This is a genomic window from Flavobacterium sp. FG19, assembly GCF_057809475.1.
This window is the reverse complement of sequence record NZ_JBMDKA010000010.1, coordinates 137,359-161,089: the sequence shown is the minus strand read 5'-3', so window position 1 is coordinate 161,089 and position 23,731 is coordinate 137,359. Positions and strand designations below refer to the sequence as shown.

20 protein-coding genes are annotated in these 23,731 nt (G+C 37.9%); 10 read left to right on the top strand and 10 right to left on the bottom strand.

Annotated features, from left to right (window positions below):
* Window positions 1-16: 16 nt before the first annotated feature.
* The 6 genes from ACODST_RS12245 to ACODST_RS12220 are packed head-to-tail and all read right to left on the bottom strand — an operon-like array spanning window position 17 to window position 6,299.
* The gene (locus tag ACODST_RS12245; RefSeq protein ID WP_488932390.1) at window positions 17-784 is read right to left on the bottom strand and encodes an ABC transporter permease; all 768 of its coding nucleotides are present in this window, start codon (window positions 782-784) and stop codon (window positions 17-19) included.
* The gene (locus ACODST_RS12240; RefSeq protein WP_488932389.1) at window positions 768-1,490 is read right to left on the bottom strand and encodes an ABC transporter ATP-binding protein; all 723 of its coding nucleotides are present in this window, start codon (window positions 1,488-1,490) and stop codon (window positions 768-770) included. Before ACODST_RS12240 ends, ACODST_RS12245 begins: the two co-directional genes overlap by 17 nt.
* Window positions 1,487-2,719, bottom strand: coding sequence for a nitrous oxide reductase family maturation protein NosD (locus ACODST_RS12235; RefSeq protein WP_488932388.1), 1,233 nt, complete (start codon window positions 2,717-2,719; stop codon window positions 1,487-1,489). Before ACODST_RS12235 ends, ACODST_RS12240 begins: the two co-directional genes overlap by 4 nt.
* Window positions 2,720-2,753: 34 nt before the next feature.
* Window positions 2,754-3,758: a nitrous oxide reductase accessory protein NosL gene (locus ACODST_RS12230; protein WP_488932387.1), complete on the bottom strand. Its 1,005-nt coding sequence runs from the start codon at window positions 3,756-3,758 to the stop codon at window positions 2,754-2,756.
* A gap of 57 nt (window positions 3,759-3,815) precedes the next feature.
* A complete protein-coding gene (nosZ, locus tag ACODST_RS12225) occupies window positions 3,816-5,789 on the bottom strand; it encodes a Sec-dependent nitrous-oxide reductase (protein ID WP_488932386.1) in 1,974 nt (657 codons plus the stop codon).
* Between the two features lie 33 nt (window positions 5,790-5,822).
* Window positions 5,823-6,299: a c-type cytochrome gene (locus tag ACODST_RS12220; protein WP_488932385.1), complete on the bottom strand. Its 477-nt coding sequence runs from the start codon at window positions 6,297-6,299 to the stop codon at window positions 5,823-5,825.
* A gap of 122 nt (window positions 6,300-6,421) precedes the next feature.
* On the opposite strand from ACODST_RS12220, the gene ACODST_RS12215 reads away from it, so the two are divergent.
* The 10 genes from ACODST_RS12215 (at window position 6,422) to ACODST_RS12170 (ending at window position 16,659) form a co-directional block, all read left to right on the top strand.
* Window positions 6,422-6,793 (top strand): hypothetical protein, encoded by a 372-nt coding sequence (locus ACODST_RS12215; protein WP_488932384.1) that lies wholly within the window; start codon window positions 6,422-6,424, stop codon window positions 6,791-6,793.
* 72 nt (window positions 6,794-6,865) lie between these two features.
* Window positions 6,866-7,717 (top strand): hypothetical protein, encoded by an 852-nt coding sequence (locus tag ACODST_RS12210; protein WP_488932383.1) that lies wholly within the window; start codon window positions 6,866-6,868, stop codon window positions 7,715-7,717.
* A gap of 60 nt (window positions 7,718-7,777) precedes the next feature.
* Complete coding sequence (locus ACODST_RS12205) at window positions 7,778-9,772, top strand: TonB-dependent receptor plug domain-containing protein (RefSeq protein WP_488932382.1); 1,995 nt, start codon at window positions 7,778-7,780, stop codon at window positions 9,770-9,772.
* A 223-nt stretch (window positions 9,773-9,995) separates the two neighbouring features.
* The gene (gene nadA / locus ACODST_RS12200) at window positions 9,996-10,928 is read left to right on the top strand and encodes a quinolinate synthase NadA (RefSeq protein WP_488932381.1); all 933 of its coding nucleotides are present in this window, start codon (window positions 9,996-9,998) and stop codon (window positions 10,926-10,928) included.
* Between the two features lie 17 nt (window positions 10,929-10,945).
* Window positions 10,946-12,457: an L-aspartate oxidase gene (gene nadB, locus ACODST_RS12195; protein ID WP_488932380.1), complete on the top strand. Its 1,512-nt coding sequence runs from the start codon at window positions 10,946-10,948 to the stop codon at window positions 12,455-12,457.
* A 31-nt stretch (window positions 12,458-12,488) separates the two neighbouring features.
* The gene (ric, locus tag ACODST_RS12190) at window positions 12,489-13,220 is read left to right on the top strand and encodes an iron-sulfur cluster repair di-iron protein (RefSeq protein ID WP_488932379.1); all 732 of its coding nucleotides are present in this window, start codon (window positions 12,489-12,491) and stop codon (window positions 13,218-13,220) included.
* Between the two features lie 11 nt (window positions 13,221-13,231).
* Window positions 13,232-15,355 (top strand): ribonucleoside triphosphate reductase, encoded by a 2,124-nt coding sequence (locus tag ACODST_RS12185; RefSeq protein ID WP_488932378.1) that lies wholly within the window; start codon window positions 13,232-13,234, stop codon window positions 15,353-15,355.
* A complete protein-coding gene (nrdD, locus tag ACODST_RS12180) occupies window positions 15,336-15,500 on the top strand; it encodes an anaerobic ribonucleoside-triphosphate reductase (protein ID WP_488932377.1) in 165 nt (54 codons plus the stop codon). Before ACODST_RS12185 ends, nrdD begins: the two co-directional genes overlap by 20 nt.
* Window positions 15,445-16,173: an anaerobic ribonucleoside-triphosphate reductase activating protein gene (locus ACODST_RS12175; protein ID WP_488932376.1), complete on the top strand. Its 729-nt coding sequence runs from the start codon at window positions 15,445-15,447 to the stop codon at window positions 16,171-16,173. The genes nrdD and ACODST_RS12175 overlap by 56 nt, the downstream gene beginning before the upstream one ends.
* 39 nt (window positions 16,174-16,212) lie before the next feature.
* Entirely contained in the window at window positions 16,213-16,659 is a 447-nt protein-coding gene (locus tag ACODST_RS12170) for a copper resistance protein CopD (RefSeq protein WP_488932375.1), read from the top strand.
* A gap of 49 nt (window positions 16,660-16,708) precedes the next feature.
* On the opposite strand, the gene ACODST_RS12165 is transcribed toward ACODST_RS12170, so the two are convergent.
* From ACODST_RS12165 to ACODST_RS12150, 4 genes are all read right to left on the bottom strand, one after another.
* Window positions 16,709-16,894 (bottom strand): hypothetical protein, encoded by a 186-nt coding sequence (locus ACODST_RS12165; protein WP_488932374.1) that lies wholly within the window; start codon window positions 16,892-16,894, stop codon window positions 16,709-16,711.
* 193 nt (window positions 16,895-17,087) lie between these two features.
* Window positions 17,088-19,907, bottom strand: a complete 2,820-nt coding sequence (locus tag ACODST_RS12160; protein WP_488932373.1) for a M16 family metallopeptidase — start codon at window positions 19,905-19,907, stop codon at window positions 17,088-17,090.
* 181 nt (window positions 19,908-20,088) lie between these two features.
* Window positions 20,089-22,113: a protein-disulfide reductase DsbD family protein gene (locus ACODST_RS12155; protein ID WP_488932372.1), complete on the bottom strand. Its 2,025-nt coding sequence runs from the start codon at window positions 22,111-22,113 to the stop codon at window positions 20,089-20,091.
* A gap of 210 nt (window positions 22,114-22,323) precedes the next feature.
* Window positions 22,324-23,715: an alpha/beta hydrolase family protein gene (locus ACODST_RS12150; protein WP_488932371.1), complete on the bottom strand. Its 1,392-nt coding sequence runs from the start codon at window positions 23,713-23,715 to the stop codon at window positions 22,324-22,326.
* Between the last annotated feature and the right edge of the window lie 16 nt (window positions 23,716-23,731).

The following is a 23,731-nucleotide window of genomic DNA, read 5'->3' as shown; positions in this document are numbered from 1 at the left end:
TTCTAAACAATAAATACTAAAGATCTTTTGTATCAAATTTTCTAAGCGAAACTGTAAACGGTACTATAATCCAAAAAAGGAGTAACAGTAAAGAAATGACCAACCCCAGAGACGTCCCGAAGAAATCTTTAAAAACGGCTCCTGTATAGCCCATCAGTGCAGACTGATCCAGATGCATTAAGATTTGAATTCGGGCCAAATCTACAGGGTTCAAAGCTGTTATGCCTACCATAACCTGCTCTATGGGATATTCCGCAAACTGAAACAGCAGAAAAAGTACCACTGCATCAAACAATATGGCAAAATAGAGCCAGAATATAATAGCTGTCCCAATTCCTTTAGCTTTGTCCCGGGTCAAAATAGAACTTAAAAATGCCAGAGATACAAAAACAACCGAAATTAAACATCCTGATAATAACATCATAAGCCCTGCTGTGTCCGGTACATTAATCAAAAGCGGAATTCCCGCCCCAAAAAGAAAGGCCAGAACCATAGCCGTCGAAAGACCTGTAAACAAACTCAACCAGATTTTCCTTCTTTTAACAGGCTGACTTAACAAAAGTTCTATAAACTCAGAACTGTTGTACATATAAATAGTCGAAAAAAGTATAGAGACCAAAGGAACCGTAAATAAAATTACATTTAGAATCGTTAAAAGGCCCTTTGCAGAATTGTCCTCAAGTCCAAAAGATCCCCAGGAAAGTAAGGCTAAAATTAAAGCGTAACTTACAAGAATTTTATTTTTAAGAATATCCAGTAAAACAATTTTAATGATCCTGCTCATGTTGTTTTTCTTTTAAAATTTTAGCAATTGCTTTTGATATTTTAAGTTCTGACGTTGATTCCAGAAGATCTTTTATCGTTTTATGAAAATGAACTTTTCCATCCTGCATAAAAATAATCTGTGTAATCATATCATCAAGTTCACTTAGTAAATGAGAGGTAATCAGAATTAGTTTTCCCTTATTCTTTTCTTTAATGATCTTTTCCTTCAAAATTTCAGAGGCCAGCGGATCGAGTCCTGCAGTTGGTTCATCCAGGATCAAAACATCAGGATCAAAAAGAAAAGCCAGTGCCGCACTTACCTTTTGGGTTGTTCCGCCGGAAAGCGTACGCATTTGCTTGTCTTTCATTTTATCGAGTTTAAAAGCCTTTATCAAATCTTCATCAGGAGCTGCCCCAGAGTTTCTAATCTGTTTGATCATGTCGATAATCTGTCCGATCGTCATGTTGTCCGGATAGCGTCCTATTTGAGGCATATAACCAATATTATTCCTGTATTCAAATTTGTTTAGCACAGATTCCTCTTTAAACAAAATATCACCTTTATCCGGCAGTACCATTCCTAAAACTGATTTTATTAACGTTGTTTTTCCGCAGCCGTTAGGACCTATTAACGCAATACATTCACCTGCGCTGAATTCCAGGTTCACTTCTTTTAGCACCTGAAATTTTCCAAAGGTTTTAGCTATATTTTTTATAATTATCATAAAATAAGAGATTTCATTTGAGGAGTATTGTCTACAAAATTATCCGGAGTAATACTTGGCAGAATCTTTTCTGATTTATCCAGAAGCGTAATCATAAAACTCCTGAATAAAAGCATCGCAGAAGGGGTATTTTCAGTTAGGACTGCAAAAAGACTCAGCGGATGAAAAGGTACATCCCCTATTCCGTCTTTATTTAAATCATAGCCTTCATATTTATCCCAGTAATTATTACTGAAATGATTCAGGACCAAACTTCCGTTTGTACTGATATCAAAGGTATTCGCAAGAAAATTATTAAATGTAATCTGATTATCCATGCAGCTGGCCTGAATCTTCATTCCCCAGCCGTTATCTTTGAATATATTTCGTGAGAGCAGTACTCTGCTGGTTCCTTCCATATAAATTCCCGAGGTATTGCGAATAAATTTATTCCCTGAAATATAACTGTCTGTTATTTCTTTCAGCAATAATCCATAGGACGCGTCTCCCCAGTTTTCTTCAAAATAATTATTGAACATTTTTACATTTTTCGTAAACATTACGGCTACTCCTGCTCCATTATTTTTAAAAACATTAGAAATATAAGCATCATCATTAGAAAACATAAAATGAAGTCCGTACCGAATATTGGCTTTGGAAATGTTCCTCCAGATAACCGAATTAGAAACAAATTCAAAATAAATACCATCACGGTGTCCCGAAATTGTATTCCCGATAATCTGCATTTCTTCGCTTTTCCAGCAGTGAATCCCATTACCAATGCGCTGTTCCTGCTTCTGAAAAGCCTTTACCGTATTATTCTTTATAATACAATTTGTTCCTTTCTGAATATAAATCCCAAAAAAATTATTTTCCAGAATATTGTTTTGGATCGTAACTCCGGTTTTATTGTAAACCTTAATACCGCAGGGATCATTTAGTGAGGCATAACCCGAATTAATAACTTTAAATCCGGAAAAAACAACACTGTCTGCTTTAATAGAAACTACTTCATACTTTAGTTCTCCGTCCACTACTGGGAAATCCTTTCCAAACAGGGATATTCTTTTATCTACAAGTATATTTCCTTCTCTGTACCAGCCTTTACTCACCAAAATCGTATCACCCGGTAAAGCACATTCTATTGCTTTTTTTATTGTTTTAATAGTGTTATGCTGTCCAACTTCTATTGTTTTAGAATGAAGAGAGAAAAAATACAGAAAGAAAAAAAGACTAAAAAGTAATTTCATGTTGTTAAGTATAAATAGATTTATTATTCAGAAATCAATTGTCCAGAATAGCGGTAAAATCAATTTCGTCTGCACCCAATTTTACTTCATACGCTTTTGCTTCACTTTTATTTGAAAATGCCGCCGTATTACCATTCATAGGACTTTTAATCTTTCCTCCTGTTATATAAAAAGCTTTCTCAGCCGGGATCAGTTCATTTTGTTTTGTAAAATCATGTATATAATAGGATTTGATTTTCAGCTCACTGTTTTCCTTGCAGTAGCGGGCCATACAGGCGATATCATCAAATTTATAAATACGTCCTTTTTGCGTAATAATCTCTGCTCCGTGTTTTCCGTCGCTGATTCCCATTTTGCAGAAATCACAGCTGTCCGTATTAATTTTAATAGGAACAGGTTTATCTCCTGAACAGGAAAAAAGAAAAACAGAAATCATCAGGATGCTAAAAAAATTGTTTCGTTTCAAAGCTGATTTACTTTCCTTTACAACAGCAATAAAAAGTAAAATTCCGGCTCCGATAAGCATCCATCCGCCAGCGTCGGGAACGGAATAAGCACCAAAATTCAACAACTGTTTGTAGCCTAATAAGGGAGGCTGGTATGCCATACCCGGAACACGAATAGCCGCATTAGGATCTAAATTATGCCCATACTGATAATTCCATCTGTAAAAATCTGAAGCCGCAATTACACCAAAAAAAACAAAAGAAAGGAAGAAAATATTCAGGGCTTTTCGTTTAGCAAAAAATGCAAGGCATGCCGCTGTCAGACCAAACAATCCCAAAATATAAGGCAGTATCTTAAACTCGGCAAAATCTTTGGTATGCAGCGTTTTCATTCCTATATAATGATTAAGGCCGTTAATAATATCAACATCACCTGCGATTTTATCAGAATGAAGTTTTAAGACCAGCCCTTCAGGATATTGTGGTGCAGTGAGTTCTATTTTCCAGACGGGTACAAAAATGGATGCAATAAATAACATACCCGATACAAAAACTAAAACCTTAGAAAGGATTGAAAGTGTATTATTTCTCATGATAATTCTAAATAGAAAGGGAACAAAGAATACTTTGTTCCCTTTAGAGGTTACTAACTATTCTTTTGGTAAATTGGTACCAACACTATAGGAAAGCGGAACATTGCTTCCAGCCGGAGAAACCCTCACATATCCCTGCATTTCCTGATGCAGTGCACTACAGAAATCGGTACAATAGAATGGGAATATTCCTTTGTTCTGCGGAATCCATTTAAGTGTCAATGTTTCACCTGGCATAATCAGCAGTTCAGCTGTATTGGCTCCTTTAATGGCAAATCCGTGCGGAACATCCCAATCCTGTTCTAAGTTCGTTATGTGAAAAAATACCTCATCACCTACCTGTATTCCTTCGATATTATCAGGAGCAAAGTGAGATCTGATGCAAGTCATATACACATGAACTTTTTTGCCTTCTCTCACCACTTTCGTTTCTTTTTCTCCCTTTGCCGCATAAGCATGATGATTATCTGTTATTTTATAGAATTTCAACTGACCGTTGTTAATCACTTTTTCTGCCGGAATACCTTGTGCATAATGCGGTTCTCCAATAGTTGGGAAATCCAGTAAAAGTTTCATTTTATCTCCGCTGATATCAAACAGCTGGGCGCTTTGAGCCAATTCTGGTCCGGTTGGAAGGAAACGGTCTTTTGTAATTTTATTATATACTACCATATATTTTCCAAAAGGCTTTTCGGTATTTCCGCCTGGAATCATTAAGTGTCCCGGCGAATAGTACGTTGGTTTTCTGTCCAGAACTTTTAAGTCTTTGATATTCCATTTAACAACTTCAGAAGATACAAACATCGTTGTATAAGCATTTCCTTTCCCGTCAAATTCTGTGTGCAAAGGTCCCAGACCCGGTTTTTGAACTTCACCGTAAAGTGCTGCTTCATATTTCACCACCGGAATTCCTGCATAGGAACCGTCAAATTGTTTTTTGGCTATAGCATCCTGTAATTTTGTAAAACTAAATACCGGAATTAATGCGGCCAGTTTTCCACTTCCTATAAAATATTCCCCTGTAGGATCAATATCACAGCCATGAGGCGATTTTGGACACGGAATCATATAACAAATATCTTTGAGCTCTGCCGCGTCAAGTACTAAAACTTCTTTTTTAGTTTCAGACGTAGCTGTTTGTGTTTTCTCGTCAAATTTATTGTGGACATAATTGGCAGGAACACGTTTTCCTTTTCCGGCTTTAATATATTCCTCTGCTTTTTTCCAGTTTACAGCCATGATAAAATCCTTATCATTTTTAGAAGCATTAACCTCCAGCAAAGTATTGGCCTGCTCTGTATTATAGCAGGAGAAAAAGAACCAGCCGTGTGAAGCTTTTTTTCCCGGGTGGCTGAGATCGAAGTTCACACCGGGAGCTGCGATTTGAAATGCCAGATCCAGTTCGCCTTCTTTTCCAACTTTTACAAAACTAAGATACCCTTTAAAGTTTTTCTTGTAGGTATTAATCGGTACATCGCCATTATCATTATCTGCTGGAACGCTAAAACGGCTTGCTCCTACAACATACTCTGTATTTTGTGTGATAAAAGGCGAAGAATGATTTCCTCCGCAGTTTGGAAGTTCAATAATTTCGGCTGTTCTGAATGTTTTTAAATCAATACGTGCAATTCTCGGCGTATTATTGGCATTTGCAAAAATCCAGCGTCCGTCTACTTCACCATTGGTCTGCGATAAATCTAAGTGATGCTGGTCATCCCACGGCACATAACCTTTAGACGTATTCAGCATCGCTTTTGTTTCTTCACTGTAACCATAACCACTCTGCGGATCCTGCGAGAAAACGGGCATTACTCTCAACAGTCTTCCGCTTGGCAGTCCGTAAACACTTACCTGACCGCTGAAACCGCCAGATACGAAATTGTAATATTCATCATATTTTCCAGGGGCAACATACGTTTTCTGTGCCGCATCACCATCAACAGTATCACCTGAGTCTTTAGGTTTGCAGGAAACAAAAAAGGCGCATCCTAAAGTAATGGCAAAAATCGATTTTAAAAATTTATTCTTCATAATACTCTCGTTTAGAATTTATTAACTTGGCTTTTATTTTACACCGTCGTTCTGGCGCATATATTCCAGTACGCTTCTGGCTTCATCATCGGTTAATCCCTGATTAGGCATACGGATCATGCACAACTCCAGCTGTGCCTGCAGTTCCGGGTCTTTGTCAATCATTGGATCAGGATTCGTGATAAAATTCATGATCCATTGTGGTGTTCTTCTTTCTGTAACCCCTTTCCAGCCGGGACCAACCAGTTTTTCATCTGTTGGTTTATGACAGGATGTACATTTAACCTCTGCCACTTTTAAGCCTTTTTCGGCCATGGCCTTGTCCAAAGAAGCTCCCAGTTCTACATTTGAGTATTTACCAAGCCCTCTGTTGGGGTCATATGACTCCGCATCAGCTGTTTTTTCCGCAGCAGCAGGAATCGAAAAATCCTGATCTGCATTTGATTTTTCTTTTCCGCACGAAACGAATAAGAAAAGACCAAACATTGTTACTAAAAATAATTTGTTCATTATTCTGTTTTTTAATTTGTTAAACTTGATCAAAATTCAAAAACTTGTTTTTCTTAAAGTATGACTGTAATCATACTGCGCAAAAAATCTTCATGATACTTTCGTAATCTCAAAATACAAGTATGAAATTTTGTGTTTACATATTCCTCCTTTCTGTTATGTTCAGACCCGCATTTCCATTTTTGGATTACATGCTGCATTATCAGTATATAACATCAGAATTATGTGAAAACAAATCAAAGCCGGAACTGGAATGTAATGGAAAATGCCACTTGAAAAAAGAACTGGCAAAAGCCTGCAAAAATGATGTGCCGGTTTCAAATGAAAAAAAGAGTGAAAATGTAGAAACAGTAGTTTTATTCATGGTAGCTGTTCCGGTTTTCAATTTCGAAAAAACCAATAAACCTATCTTAAGAATACCGTCAGAATACCAAAATCTATATGCACATTTAGATACCTGTCTGCTATTTCGTCCCCCTATTTTCAGCTGTTAGTTTTTAAGGCATTTTTTCTCTTCCGAAGTAATTCGGCAGGAATACTATTATCCATATTTAAATTACTATCACATGAAAATCTTAAAATACACAGCATTCTTATTATTGACCTTAACTGGCTTTTCCTGCTCATCTGATGACGCTGCTGCCCCCGAAATTTCTACAGACGAAACCATCGGACTCACAAAAATTCAGGAAATAACAAATGATACTCATACTATCGAATTGTATGGTAAAAAAGACAGTTTAGTTCAGGGATACAATTCCATCACCCTTAGAATAAAAGACAAAAAAGAGGGAACTTATATTAAAGACGCGAAAATTGACTGGACTCCTGTTATGCACATGACCATGATGCAGCATTCCTGTCCTAAGACTGATATAACAAAAGTTTCAGATAAACAAACACTGTACTCTGGTGATATTATTTTTCAAATGGCAGGAAATACCGATGAATACTGGGAACTAACTCTCAATTATACAGTTAACAACGTTTCATACACGGCAAAAGATAAAATCAAAGTTTCTGCTGCCAAAAAGCAAACCGTAAGTTCATTTACCGGATCTGACGGTGCTCGTTATGTGATTGCTTATATCGAACCTGAAACGCCAAAAGTAGCACAAAACGATATGACGGCAGCCGTTTATAAAATGCAGGATATGATGACTTTTTCACCTGTAAACAATTTCAAAATAAAAACAGATCCAAGAATGCCGGGTATGGGAAATCATGGTTCACCAAACAACTCCGATTTAATCCAGTCTGAAACAAATGGTTTTTATAAAGGAAAACTTTCGCTGACAATGACCGGCTACTGGAAAATTAACCTGCAGCTTTTAAATGCCGAAAATGAGGTATTGAAAGGCGAAACGGTCACAACCGAAAATCCGGCAAGCAGTCTGTACTTTGAAATTGAATTCTAAGATTCATACGAACAGGAAAGAGGCAGAATCAATTGTCTCTTTCTTCTAAATTATCTTAAAATGAAAAATACAATCGCAGTTATTTTAACTGTTGTTTCAACTATATGCTGGGCACAGGAAAAGCAAACAGACAGCACTGAAACTGTTAATCTTAACGAAATTATTGTTATTGGTAAAAAAACAGCTTTATCTCAAAAACAATCAAAATCGTTAACCTCTATCGAAGATTATCTGCAGAAATCATCCAGAATAAATATGATTAAACGTGGTGCTTATGCCTGGGAACCTCTGATTAATAATATGTCTACAGAACGGACCGTAATAACCATAGACGGTATGCGCATTTTTGGTGCCTGTACAGACAAAATGGATCCGGTAACGTCTTATGTTGAAGTTTCGAATTTATCTGAAGCCAATGTAGCATCCGGCCAGCAGGCAAGCTGTCATGGTGCCGCAATTGGAGGCTCTGTAGATCTAAAACGAAATGTTTACAGCAACAAAGAAAACGGCTGGAACGGGAGTTTAACTTCCGGTTATGAAACCAATAACCAGCAGAAAATCTATGGCGGCTCATTAGGTTACAGCAATTCCAAATTCTACAGCCGTATTGATTTGATGCATCGTGATGCCGATAATTACAAAGCCGGGAACCATAAAGAAATCAGCTTCTCGCAATTCACCAAATACAATATTTCGGCCTCAGCAGGATATTTTCTAAATCAGAAAAAACGGTTTGAAGCTTCGGTAATTTATGATAAAGCAACAGATGTTGGCTACCCTGCCCTACCTATGGACGTTTCCCTGGCCGAAGCCAAAATAATGTCACTGAGTTACCACTACAATCCGGATTGGGATATAATTACAAACTGGGAAACAAAAGCGTATTTCAATACCATTACCCATAAAATGGATGATACCAAAAGACCTTCGGTTCCTGTTCATATGGATATGCCCGGCTGGTCTGATACTTACGGATTTTATTCCAGAATAAAAGGAAAATTTAAGACCCATGAATTCCTGGCAGATCTGAATTCTTTTTATAATAAATCAGTTGCCGAAATGACGATGTATCCTGATGATCCTGATGAAAATTTAATGTTTATGTATACGTGGCCGGATGTAAGAACTTTTTATAATGGATTGTCTTTAGAAGATAACATTAAAATTTCTGCAGAAAGCAGCATAAGAATAAGTACGAATCTGGGTGTTCATTCTAACAACGCAGCCAGTGATTCCGGATTGGAAAGTCTTCGGATTTTTTATCCTGAAATGAAGGCTTCACAAAACCGCTTTCTAAAAAGTCTTTCGGGAAATTACAATAAGAACAGTCGTAAACTGCAGTATGGTTTTGGTCTGGCATATGCCGAAAGGGCTCCCTCTGTCTCCGAAGGTTACGGATTTTATCTGTACAACAGCAGCGATTTGTATGATTATATAGGCAGTCCGAATTTAAAGAATGAAAAAGCTATTGAAGGCAATATGTTTATAGGTTTTAAAACAAACCATCTGCATTCCAAAATTACTGCTTCGTACTTTCATATTAACGATTATATCATTGGAAAAATAAATCCTGATGTACTGCCCATGACTATTGGGGCTTCCGGAATCAAGATCTATGACGCATTAGATTATGCCGTTATTTTTAATTCAGACCTTACTCTGGACTATACACTTTCGCAAAACTGGAAATTAAAAACACAGCTTATTTACAGTCTTGGAAAAGATAATGACGGAAATAATCTTCCTTTTATAAGTCCGCTGCGGTATAATGCCGGAATCGATTTTAAAAAAGAGAAATTCAATGCCGGAATTCTGGCACTGGGAAACCTCACTCAAAACGAACCTGCCGAAACCTACGGCCAGACCAGAACGGCTGATTATTTAATTTTCAATATCAATGCCGGATATGTTTTCAATTGGGATAAAAACACAATTCAGATTCAAACAGGAATCGAGAACATTTTTGATAAATATTACACGACTTTTTCAGACTGGAATAAAATTCCCAGAATGGGAAGAAATGCTTTTGTCAACCTTCTCTTTAATTTTCATTAAAACCGGACTAAAAAAGGTTTGGAGAGTGAATGAATGATATAAAAAATAAAAATAAGGCAGCATGATTAAAATCATAATTTGAAAAAATTGATGATAATATATTTACCCTATTAAAATTATATGTCATTACGACATTTCAAAAAACAAAATTTAATTAAAAACCACAAATCTTCCCGGCATTACTTTTTAAAGTATTTCTGAAGAGAAAACCAGAGTATATAAAATGGACAAAAACTTTTTGATACAGGAAATCATGCGTCTGAAACAGGAGAAAAATGCAGTCATCCTGGCTCATTATTATCAAAACGAAGCCATTCAGGAAATAGCAGATTTTATAGGCGACAGTCTTGAACTATCAAAAAAAGCGCAAAATACGGATGCCGATCTTATTGTTTTTGCCGGTGTTCATTTTATGGCTGAAACGGCCAAAATCTTAAACCCCGGCAAAAAAGTGGTGCTACCGGATTTTAGTGCCGGCTGCTCTCTTGCCGATGGTTGTCAGCCAGCCGATTTCAGAGCATTTAAAGAAAAACACCCTGATCATGTCGTCGTAACCTACATTAACTGCTCTGCCGAAATAAAAGCCATGAGCGATCTGGTTTGTACTTCCTCTAATGCCAAAAAAATCATAGAATCTATACCAGCCGACAAAGAAATCATCTTTGCCCCTGACCAAAACCTGGGACATTACCTGAGCAGGGAAACACAGCGTGAACTGGTTTTATGGCAAGGATCCTGTATCGTACATGAAGCCTTTTCTTTAGAGAAGCTGATCGATATTTACAATAAAAATCCAGCTGCCAAAATTGCGGCACATCCCGAATCTGAAAGTCATATCTTAAAAGCAGCTCATTATATTGGTTCAACTTCGGGCATTATCAATTTTATTAAAACGGATCCTGCTGCCGTTTTCATTGTGGCTACAGAAGCCGGAATACTGCATGAATTGTCAAAATTAGTTCCGCAAAAAACGCTTATTCCGGCTCCTTCCACAGAAGACAATACCTGTGCCTGCAGCGAATGTGCTTTTATGAAGATCAATACACTCGAAAAGCTCTATGGGTGCCTTAAAAATGAAAGTCCGGAAATTATGATAAATGAACCGCTGAGACTGGAAGCCCTTAAACCCATTGAAAAAATGCTGGAATTGTCTTAAACCTTAAAATTAAAAACATGCTTAAAACAGATATACTCATAGTAGGTTCCGGTATTTCGGGCTTATTTTTTGCCATGAAAACTGCCAGAAAACGTCCCGATTTATCGATCGTGATCATGACCAAAGAAACCGCCAAAAACACCAATACACAACTGGCACAAGGCGGAATTGCAGTGGTAACCAATCAGATAAAAGACAGTTTTGACCAGCACATCAAAGATACTCTCAAATCCGGTGATGGTTTCTGCGATGAGGATATTGTAAAAATGGTGATCGAACAGGCTCCTGAACGATTAAAAGAACTTATTGAAATAGGTACTGAATTCGACAAAAAACAGGACGGAAAATGGGATTTAGGTCTGGAAGGCGGCCACTCTCAGCACCGTATCCTGCATCATAAAGACCACTCGGGTTCTGAAATTGAAAAACGGCTGCTCGAAATTATCCAGAGCATGCCCAATGTTGAACTGCTGGAAAACCATCAGATCATTGACCTGAATACCGAAATAAAAAACAACAAAACCGTTTGTTCCGGAGCTTTCTTCTATACCAAAACTTCCCGCCAGGTAAAATACATCCGTGCCCGAAGTATTGTTTTAAGTACCGGCGGCTGCGGACAGCTTTTTGAAAATACTACCAATCCCGAAATTGCCACAGGAGACGGAATTGCAATTGCAGCCCGTGCCGGCGTAGAAATGGAAGATATGCAGTACATTCAGTTTCATCCTACAGCTTTGTTTACAGGAAAGAAAAACCGACTTTTTCTTATTTCAGAAGCGGTCCGCGGATTTGGTGCCCATATTATAAATCAGGACGGAAAAAGGTTTCTTTTTAAATATGATGCCAGAGGCGAACTGGCGACCCGCGATATTGTCTCGCAGGCAATAAGCCGTGAAATGCAGAAACAACACAAAACACATATGTATTTAGACTGTCGTCATTTAGACCAGGCTGATTTATATAAAAAATTCCCGTCTATCGCTGCACATTGTAATGCAATGGGCTTGTTTCCAGAAAAGGACCTGCTGCCTATTGTTCCGGCAGCACACTATCAGTGCGGTGGAATAAAGGTGGACAAAAACGGGGCTACCACTATTAAAAATTTATATGCCATAGGCGAATGTGCACGAACCGGATTACACGGAAAAAACCGTCTGGCTTCCAATTCACTGCTTGAAGCACTTGTTTTTGCTCATCAGGCCTCAGAGAATATTGACAAGACAATAGCCGCCTTTACTTTTTCCTCTAAAATAATGGTGCCCAAGTTTCCCAATACGGCCAGTCAGAAAGATTACGGCGCTTTTCTGATCTTAAAAACCGAACTGCAGAAACTGGTTACTTTTTTCTATGCCAGTGCAGAACGTGATGCCGATATGACTATACAAAAAATAAAAACGCTGAAAAATGCTGCCGAAAACCTGATTGAAAGAGAACAAATTACAATTCCTTTTATTGAATTTTCAAATATGCTGACTACCGCCTTAATTATTATAAAACACTGCAAAAGAGAAAATACACCTGTTTTTTAATGTAAACCAATACTAATTTCAATTTACCACTATGAAAATTACAAGTAAATCTACCATTGGCGAAATCGCAGCAAATGATTTCAGAACCGCAGCAATATTTACAAAATACAACATTGATTTTTGCTGTAAAGGACATCGAACGATAGAAGAAGTCTGCAAAAAAAGAGACATTCCAGAAGCGGTGTTAATTGATAAACTGGAAATAGCCAGAACCCAGACCGCCAATCAGTCCTTTGATTATAAATCATGGCCTTTAGACCTGCTTACCGATTATATAATTAAAACACATCACCGTTACATTAAAGAAAAAACACCTGTATTACTCGAATATTTACACAAACTATGTAACGTTCACGGCGAAACATTCCCGGAGCTGTACGAAATATATAAAATTTTCAAAGCCTCTTCTATAGACCTGGAAGAACATATGGAAATGGAAGAAAGAGTACTTTTTCCGTTTATAATCCAGATGAAAAGGGCACACCATAAAGGGCTGTACCTCGAAACACCTCCTTTTGGCAGTATCGAAAATCAGGTTGTAATTCTAAAAGAAGAACACAATACCGAAGGACAGCGTTTTAGAAAAATAGCCGCTTTGACCAATGGTTATGTACCGCATACTGAAGCCTGCAATACTTACAGAGCCGCGTTTGCCATGCTGGAAGATTTCGAAATTAACCTGCACAAACACATCCATATGGAAAACAACATCCTTTTTCCAAAAGCCATTTTACTGGAAAAAGATTTCGAAAAAGTGCCTTAAATACAACTCCCATGGAAAAATATGTGATCAAAAGAAACGGGGATTACAAACCTTTTGAAGCTTACAAAATTCAGGATGCCATCCAGAAAGCTTTCAAAAGTGTCAATCTGCCGATGGATAAAAAAATTCTTAAAATTGTTCTGACCGGACTTGAATCTAAATATTCATGGTCGGTAGAAGAAATTCAGGACCTTATTGAACGGGTGCTCTTTGAAAACGGGTACTTCAAGACCCTGCGTTCGTTTATTATCCATCGCCAGACCCGAAAACTACAGCGAGAACATATTAATGGTTTAAATGATGATACAACCTATGTCGACAGTACACAAACTGTAGAAGAATACATTAACCAGTCTGACTGGCGTATTAATGCCAATGCCAATACCTCCTATTCAAATGCAGGACTGGTAAGCAATACCGCCGGAAAAGTGATTGCTAATTACTGGCTCGATAAAATTTACAATAAAGAAGAAGGCACTGCCCACCGCAACGGCGACATACATATTCATGACCTGGACTGTCTAACGGGTTATTGTGCCGGATGGAGTCTTCGCGTGCTACTAAATGAGGGCTTTAACGGTGTACGTGGACGTGTGGAAAGCAGGCCTCCTTCTCATTTTAGGGAAGCTTTGGGGCAAATGGCTAATTTCCTGGGCATTCTTCAGAGCGAATGGGCGGGTGCTCAGGCTTTTAGTTCTTTTGATACGTATCTGGCTCCTTATGTTTTTAAAGACCAGCTTTCGTACGAGCAGGTCCTTAAAGCCATTCGAAGTTTTGTGTATAACCTGAATGTCCCGGCAAGATGGGGACAATCGCCTTTTACCAATATTACACTGGACTGGGTAGTTCCTGCTGATCTTAAAGAACAGATTCCTACCCGAAATAACGAACATTTATTTTTATATACAGAAGATCCCGAACTGCTTTACAAAGCAGGAAAAAGAGGGGTCAGTAACCTGACGGATTTAAAGTATACCCATTTTCAGGCCGAAATGAACCTGATCAACAAAGCCTATTATACGATTATGACCGAAGGAGATACCAACGGCCAGCCTTTTACTTTTCCAATCCCAACCGTAAATATTACGGAAGATTTTGACTGGGAAGGCGAAAACGTCGATTTGCTTTTTGAAAACACGTCTAAAATTGGTTCTTCTTATTTTCAGAATTTTATAGGCAGCCAGTATATACTGGATGAAAACGGAAATAAAGTCGAGAATCCCGATGCTTATAAACCCAATGCCGTACGAAGCATGTGCTGCAGGCTACAGCTCGATCTTCGTGAACTGCTAAAACGCGGTAATGGTCTTTTTGGAAGTGCCGAAATGACAGGAAGTATTGGGGTGGTAACGATTAACATGGCACGTTTGGGCTATTTGTATAAAGGGAATATTTTAAGTCTGTTTCAGCATCTGGATTCACTGCTGGAAATTGCCAAATCGACTCTGGAGAAAAAAAGAGCTTTTATCCAGAAAATGTACGATCGTGGTTTGTATCCGTATACACAGCGTTATCTGTCACATTTCAGAAACCACTTTTCGACCATTGGTGTTAACGGTATGAACGAAATGGTACTCAATTTTACAGATGGAAAACAGGATATTACGACCAGTTCCGGAATTCATTTTGCCAACGAAATTCTGGACTATATCCGTACCCGAATGAGGGAATTCCAGGCCGAAACCGGAAACCTTTACAATCTCGAAGCCACTCCGGCAGAAGGAACCACGTATCGTTTTGCCAAAGAAGATAAAAAACGTTTTCCTGAAATTATGCAGGCCGGACATGGCGAAAACATTTATTATACCAACAGTTCACAGATTCCGGTTGACCATACCGAAGATCCGTTTGAGGCTTTACTGCTTCAGGATGAACTGCAGTGCAAATATACCGGAGGTACAGTACTGCATTTGTATATGAGAGAAAAAATAAGCAGTCCCAAAGCCTGCAAGAACTTCGTTAAAAAAGTACTTACCAGTTTTAAACTGCCCTACATAACCGTTACACCCGTTTTTAGTATTTGTCCCGTGCACGGTTATCTGAACGGTGAACATGAATACTGCCCCAAATGCGACGAAATTTTACTTAATGAAAATAACCCAAAAGAAATGCAATATGAAAACACAGTCTACTGAAATTCCCGAAAAATTAAATGCAAGAAGAAGCAAATGTTTAGTGTATACAAGAGTAATGGGCTATCACAGGCCTGTAGAAAGTTTTAATATTGGAAAAAAAGGCGAACACCAGCAGCGAACTCATTTTAAAGAAACAACGGTCTAATAAAGCAATTTACAGCATAACCCCTTTTACTTTATTAGACTACCCGGATAGAGCAGCCTGCATTGTGTGGTTTGCGGGCTGTAATATGCGGTGTTTGTATTGTTATAATCCCGATATTGTTTTGGGAAAAGGAAAGATTGGTTTTGAAACCGCTCTCCGGTTTCTGAGATCCAGAACCGGCTTACTGGACGGAGTAGTCCTAAGCGGCGGCGAATGTACCCTGCACCGAAATATTATTCCCTTTATCAGGGAAATAAAAAAACTGGGCTTTTTAGTCAAAATAGATACCAACGGTTCAAAACCGGCTGTCCTCCAAAAACTGATAAAAGAAAAGCTCATTGATTATACCGCTCTCGATTTTAAAAGCCTTCCAATAGACTTTGGCTCCATCACAAAGTCTGATTTATTTGCTGAATTTGAAGAAAGTCTTTCCCTTTTAATGAATTCCTCCATTCCTTTTGAAGTACGGACTACACTTCATTCAGCACTTATTTCAAAATCCTGTTTTACAGAAATGCTGCGTTATCTCGAAAAACAAAATTATCAGGGAACTTATTATATACAGCGTTTCATGAACAATGTGCCCACTGTTGGCAGGTTATCTTCTTCGAAAACCTTTTTACAACCGGAAGACATTCCGGCTTCTCCAATAAAAGTCGTTTTTAGGGAATAACCGCCTTACTGCATTTAATTACAGCTAAAAAATACAAACATGACACTGCATCATTTTATTTTAATACTTCATCTGCTGGCTGCTTCCATCTGGGTTGGCGGACATCTGACACTTTGTATTGTTTTTCTGCCGGCTGCTTTACGAAAAAAAGATCCGGGTATCATTTTAAACTTCGAAAGAAAATTTGAATCCCTGGGTATGTCGGCTCTTATTGTACTGGTGCTGTCCGGAATCTGGATGGCTTACGATTTCGGAGTTACGATCGATACCTGGTTCAGCTTTTCCGGAAGTTTTGAAAAAGTAGTTTCAGCTAAACTGGTACTGTTGTTCCTGACGATTATCTGTGCCCTTACGGCCCAGTTTTTTGTTATTCCCAATCTCAGTCAGTTTAATTTAAAAAAGATGGCCGTATTAATTATTACAGTTACTCTCATTGGTGTCACCATGCTTATTCTGGGATCTTCACTGCGATATGGGGGGATCTAAAAGACATAAAAAAAACCGCAGCTTAGTTACGGTTTATATAGTGCAGTAATTATCTCTTTTTCTGCTGGCCGGGAGCATATGCTTTAGCGCTTTTACTTCTGGACATTTTCTTAGCCTGTCCCGGAGGAACTTTTCCGGAACCCGAAGAAGGAGATGAACTGTGTACACTGCAGCCTGTAATAAACAAAGCCAGTAATGTAATTGTAATAAATTTAGTTAAATCAGCTGTTTTCATTGGTTATTTATTTTTTTATTCAAAAGTACAGGATTATAAAAAACAAAAAAAGAGCTGTTGGCAAAAACAGCTCTTTTAGGTTTTTCAATTGACATACAAGCTTACTAATTCAAATATTTCAAAATAAAAATTAATGAAAAACCTTTTTGTTGTGTATTCTTTTTAACAGACTGGTCAGTTACAGCCTTTCCTTCTAATACTGAACAGCAGTCTGAGTTTTTGATTTCATGATTACTTCAACCGTTTTAGGGTTAGCAAAAAACTGTTTTGCAAAAGCCTTTATATCTGCCGGAGTAATTTCATTTAAAGTTTTACGGTAAAAAGCATCATCTTTAAAATCTTCATTATTTAAAAGCATATTGTTCAGGTTACTAAGCCAGAAACTATTCGTTAGTACTTTCTCAGCTCTTGATTTTAAAACGGTGTTTTTTACAGACTGGACATCTTCTTCTTTAACTTCCTTTTTCTGCATTAACTCAATCTGTTCGTATACAATTTTAGTTAGTTTCTCCTCCTTTTCAGGATCACTGTCAAAGCTGATATTCATAGTATATTCATCAGAAGGAAGCCGGCTTACCCCTGATGAAACATGAACTCCATAGCTTCCACCCTCTTCTTCACGAATTAAGTCCAGGTATTTTTTTGATAACAATTCTGAAAGAATGTGCAGTGTAAAGACGTTTTTATAAGTGTATGGAAATGGTTTTACAAAACGGATATATACACTCGCTTTCGGCACGTTCATGTCACGCAGGAGTACTTGTTTCGAAATCCCATCGGCCGGATCAATGTGATTATCTTTAAAAGATTCTTTTTTATTGGTATCAGAAGAAATACTACCAATGTATTTTTCAATCAAAGCAAGGGCATTGTCCGGAAGATTTCCTGTAAAGACAAACGTAAAATCAGCTGCATTCTGAATTCTCTCTTTGTAAATTTCAGACGCTCTTTCAAAACTTAATTGTTTAATAAAATCTTCATTAAGCAGCGGCACTCTTTTATTGTGATTGGAGTTTAACTGCGAAATGGTGTCCTGAAAAACTTTAGGGTTTGTATTGGCTGCATTTTCCAGTGCATTCGTAAATCCGGTCAGCATTCTCGAATAAGCCTCTTTATCAAATCTTGGCTGTTCGAAATACAAATACAGCAATTGCAGTAACGTTTCAAAATCTTTTTGGTTAGCCGAACCTTTAAATCCTTCTGTAAGTTCTGTGATATAAGGTTTCAGACTGGCAATTTTTCCGTTTAGTTTATCTTTTAAATCCGTGTTTTTAAAACTTCCTAAACCTGAACTTTCTACTAAACTTACTGCAATTTGTGAAGACGGAATATCCTCCGTTTTTACCAGAGAACTTCCTCCCATACTAAAAGCCGAAAATAAAACTTCATCCTTTGCCAGTGTCGTTGGGTACAGTACCACTTTGGCACCATTGCCCAAAACATAATTTTTGGCACCTGCAATTCCCTCAACAACGGTCTCTCTAGTTACTTTAGATCCTTTTAATTCTGCCTGAATCAGAGGCTCATCGGTATTGGTTTCCTTGTATTTTTCCAATGGCATTTTTTTAACAGCTGCCATAATACTGATATAATCTTCATTTGACGGGTAAACCACATCACTTTTATCCGGACCTGTAACCGTTAAAACCATATTATCAGCTGTCTGTAGTTTTTTTACCGCCTGATTAATTTCAGAAAGTGTTATGCCGGACAAACGTCTTTTTATGTTTTCATACTTTTTTTCGGTGCTTTCAAACGGATCTGCTTTCAGGAAATAATTTACCAGTTCTTCGGCCAGTTCATCACTATTGATTTTGTCTTTATTCTGAAGCAGGTTTTCATAATAGCTTAAAAGAGCTTCTTTAGTACGATCGAGTTCTTTTTGAGTAAATCCGTAACGCACTGCCCTCTCCGTTTCTGTCATCAATTCTTTAAAACCTGCCGCTGTTTTATTGTTTTTAGGAACCACATACATACTGTAAGAGTCCGTTAATCGGGATACTTCTGAAGGGCCGGATGCCATTTTTAAGACAGAAGTTTCGTTGTTCTGGATAAATTCCTGGTAACGTCTGTTCAACATATCGGCACACAAATTATCAATAAGATTTTTTCTGATAACCGCTTCATTTTTTACTTTATCAAAATCCTTTTTATAATACAATACAATGGCGGTTTCCTGTGCTTCCTTATCTTTTGCCAGAACATACTCCATTCCTTTATTCTCAGGAACCGAAACATAATAACGTTCTGCCGGGTTCTTAGGCATTTCGATGGTCGAAAAAAGTTTGATTATTTTTTGCTCAACTGCTTTTACATCTACATCGCCTACTACAATAACCGCCTGTAAATCGGGTCTGTACCACTTTTTGTAATAATCCCTGAGCACCTGATAATCAAAAGTATTGATGATATTCAAATCACCTATTACATCTCGCTTAGCGTATTTAGAACCCTTGTAAAGCGTTTTATCAGTTTCCAGACGCAGCCTGAAATCAGAATCACGACGGGTACGCCATTCTTCTCTGATTACACCCCGTTCGGCATCAATTTCGGCATCTTTTAGTAAAAGAAACCCGGACCAGTCATGCAGAGCCAGCAAACAGGAATCAACCAGTTTTTCATCGGCTGCCGGAACATTGCTTAAATTATAAACGGTCTGGTCCTGTGCGGTATAGGCATTAATATCGGCACCAAAACGAACTCCCTTTTTCTCAAGCATATCAATAATGCCTTTTCCTTCAAAATTTTGTGTTCCGTTAAAAGCCATATGTTCCAAAAAATGCGCTAATCCGTTTTGATCGTCATTCTCCAGAATAGCGCCTACATTTTGAGCAAAATAAAAGCTTACACGATCTTTCGGCCATTCATTATGAAGTACATAATACTTCATGCCGTTTTTTAGTTTTCCCGAAGCTACCTTAGGGCTCAGCGGAATCGCAGTCGAAAACTGCGCTGTACTTTTTAATCCTAATAAAAGGGTTAAAAGCAGGTATTTGGATTGAAATATTTTCATTTGTTTTTTGTTTTTTCTGTTTTTGCTTTTTAAACACCTGGTCCCGAAAGCTGTCAGGATAGTTTTTTATTACTGAAAAAAGTTTTATTAAATTCTCCCGCAGATTTGGCTGATTTAGCTGATTTAATTAAATCTGCTTTATCTGCTTAAATCATTTTAAATCTGCGTGAAAACTACATTTTTACTGTTTACTGAAATTTTGAATTCCTTCTTTTAACCAGTTATTGTAAAATAAAATATCCGGATTATAAGCAGTGGGCTGATTCAGATTTTCGCCTTTATGATCGATTAAAACATAATACGGCTGGGCATTGGTTTTGTATTTCAGGATTTGAAATTCACTCCATTTTTGTCCAGTATATTTTAATTTTTTTCCTGTAATTTCTGAAATCACCTGTTCCTCTTCTGCGAGCGGCCTTTTATCATCAACATATAATGAAATTACAATTACATCTTTGTTTAACTGTGTTAAAACCTGAGGATCGGGCCAGACACGTTCTTCCATTTTACGGCAGTTTACGCAGGCAAATCCGGTAAAATCCAGCATTACGGGTTTATTAACTTTTTTGGCGTACTCCAGACCTAAATCATAATCCCGAAAAACCGTGATTCCGTTTGGACCTTCTTCCGCTCCTTCCGGTAAGGCTGTTTTTACACTGTTAACGTTAGCCGTATTTCCAAAACCATTTGGTGATTCGCTGTATTGTTTTGCCGGCGGAAACCCGCTGATGTATTGTAACGGAGCGCCCCAGAGTCCCGGTATCATATATACTACAAAGGCCAGCACCACAATTCCTAAACTCAGCCTCCCCACAGATAAATGAGTTACAGGTGAATCATGCGATAACTGGATTTTGCCCAATAAATACAAAGCCAGTACAGAGAAAATAGCAATCCAAATGGCCAGAAATACTTCTCTTTCTAATAAGTGTAACTGTAAAACCAAATCCGCATTTGATAAAAATTTAAAAGCTAAAGCCAGTTCTAAAAAGCCCAGAACTACTTTTACTGAATTTAACCAGCCTCCTGATTTAGGCAGTGAATTCATCCAGCCCGGAAAAGCAGCAAAAAGGGTAAACGGCAGTGCAATAGCAAGCGAAAATCCAAACATTCCGATAACTGGTGCGACTCCTCCCTGACTTGCCGCCTGAACCAATAAAGTACCTACAATTGGTCCGGTACATGAAAAAGAAACAACAGCCAGTGCCAGAGCCATAAAAAAGATGCCTATAAACCCGGACTTTTGCGAGTTATTGTCGACTTTGGTCAGCCACGAACTTGGCAGTACGATTTCAAAAGCGCCCAAAAACGAAATGGCAAAAACTACCAGCAGCACAAAGAAAATAAGGTTAAAAGTTACATTTGTAGCTAAAGCATTGAGGGCATCAGCACCAAAAATAGTGGTCACCAGAGTTCCTAAAGCCACATAAATAAGGATAATAAAAAGTCCGTAAAACAAAGCATTTCTGATTCCGGCAGCTCTGGTTTTACTTTGTTTGGTAAAAAAACTCACCGTCATAGGAATCATCGGGAAAACACAAGGTGTCAGCAAAGCCGCCAAGCCTCCTAAAAAGCTTAACAGAAATACACTCCAAAGGTTTTGTTCTTCTGTGGAAGGATTTGCTTTCGCAGCCGGACTGTCTTTCTTCATTTCTGTTTTTAACGGAACTGCTGCTGTAACGGTATCTGATTTTACTGTTGTGATTGTGTCTGTTTTTTCTGCCGCTGCAGATGGTGTTTCTTCCTGAACAGTACCTTTTGGGATCTCAAAAACAAATTCCCTCTCACTCGGCGGTAAACAGCTTTGATCGTTGCAGACCATAAACTCTATCGTAGCTTTAACCTTAAAAGCGTCGTTATTTTTTCTTTCTATTTTTTGGGTAAAAACAGCTTTAGTTTCGAAGAATTTGATACGCATATTAAATACAGGATCATCAACTTCGTGTCCGTCTGGTTCCGCTACGGTACCTTTTGCTGTGTAATTCTTAGATCCCGCAAATGCAAAACTTGTTGGCAGCGGTCCGTTTGCCGGAACTTTCTGTGAATACATATGCCAGCCCTTTTCAATTTGGGCGGTAATACTGAGTTCATAAGTGGTACTACTGGTTTCTTTAACGGTAGTTTTAAACGATACGGGATCGTAAATTTGGGCAGTAAGGCTGCTTATCGTAAAGAATAATACGATAAAAAGGGTTAGTTTTTTCATGATACGGGTAATTTACAGACGTTTTTAGCTGATTGTCATAAAAGCTGTATTTCTAAGTAAACCAATTATTTTAAACATATAGAAACCTTGATTTTATATTGAAAAGAAGATCAATGGAACCCCATTCTAACCCCTAATTTAGGAGTTTAGATCAGAATCGTTTTTTTAATACAAAGCTTCTATATGTTTAAATAAATCTGATTTTCAGGGTTATTTTTTATAACGCTTTAAAATCCATTTGGCAATATCATCGAGTACTTCCGGGGCAAAAACCTCATCGAGTTCTTTGGCTTCTCCTTGTGTACAAGTCTTACAATGCTGGTACATATGATTTAGTCCCGGATAGATTGTAGTAGTCAGATCTTTGGTTTTAAGATATTTCTTAAATGAGTTGATATTTTCAACGGCGGGTACCTGAATGTCTTTATCTCCGTTGGCAATCAGAACCGGAATCGTGATTTTAGGCAGATAGTTTTCGGGATTGTAATGAATGGTATAACGATACCATTTTCTGTCGGCATCTTTAGAATAACGGTATAAAAAAGTCTGGTCGCGTCCGTCCCAAAGCTGTACTTTCTTTAAAGTAACCGAATCCTGCTGCTGCATCCATTCCTTTAATTTCGTTTCCATAACGGGTTTTACTGATTCGTTATCTTTGGTATCGTAAACAGCTTTAAAAAGAATATTGTACAATTCCATTTGTTTGGCCACTACTTCATCTGTAAAATTGAAACTTTTTAAAATGGCTGTATTTTGTAAATTCAGCATTTCGAGACCGCTTACTCCTACTCCTGATAAACTGATCATAAATTTTACATCTTTGTTTCTTGAACTTACAATCGAAGCGATCATACCGCCTTCGCTGTGGCCAATAACGCCCACATAAGAGGCATCAACGTTTTTATCTGTTTTTAAATACGCAACTTCTTCATCGATATCATCGGCAAAATCTCCGGTGGTGGCGGTTTCAAAATCTCCGGTCGTTTTGCCAAATCCGCGGTCATCTGCACGAAGCGAAGCAATTCCGTTTCGGGCCAGATAATCTGCCAGAACAGTAAACGATTCCCTTCCCATAAACGTATAATTACGGTCGTGCTGTCCGGTTCCCGAAATCAGGATCGCAAGCGGGTATTTCTTTTTGTTTTTCGGAAGTGTCAGCGTCGCCCCGTAAGTCAGTTTAGTGTTTTTTCCTGTAAAGGTAAAATTCCTCACTTCATACGGATAGGGTTTCTGAGGATGCTGGGCAAAAAACAAAGGCTGTATTTCGGTTTGTTTTTTTAAAACGATGGCCGCATTGGGAATCGAATAATTATTAAAAATCCCTGAAATAGCCATTCTATCGGCATTATATGTTCCTTTAAACGAAAAATTATACATTTCATTTCTGAGGTAAATACTGTCCTTCTCTTTTCGGATCCCGATTTTGAGCGAATCATAAGATAATTCGGGAATACTCAATAAAAGGGAATCTTTAGGATTGTTTATATCGCCCGAAAATATAATACGGTACGAATGGTATTGTCCCTGCCAGATGGTCTGCGAAAAACCAGTCTGACAGCACAATACTACTATGCTGAGATATAAAAAAATACCCTTTTTCATTATCTTACGTTTAACT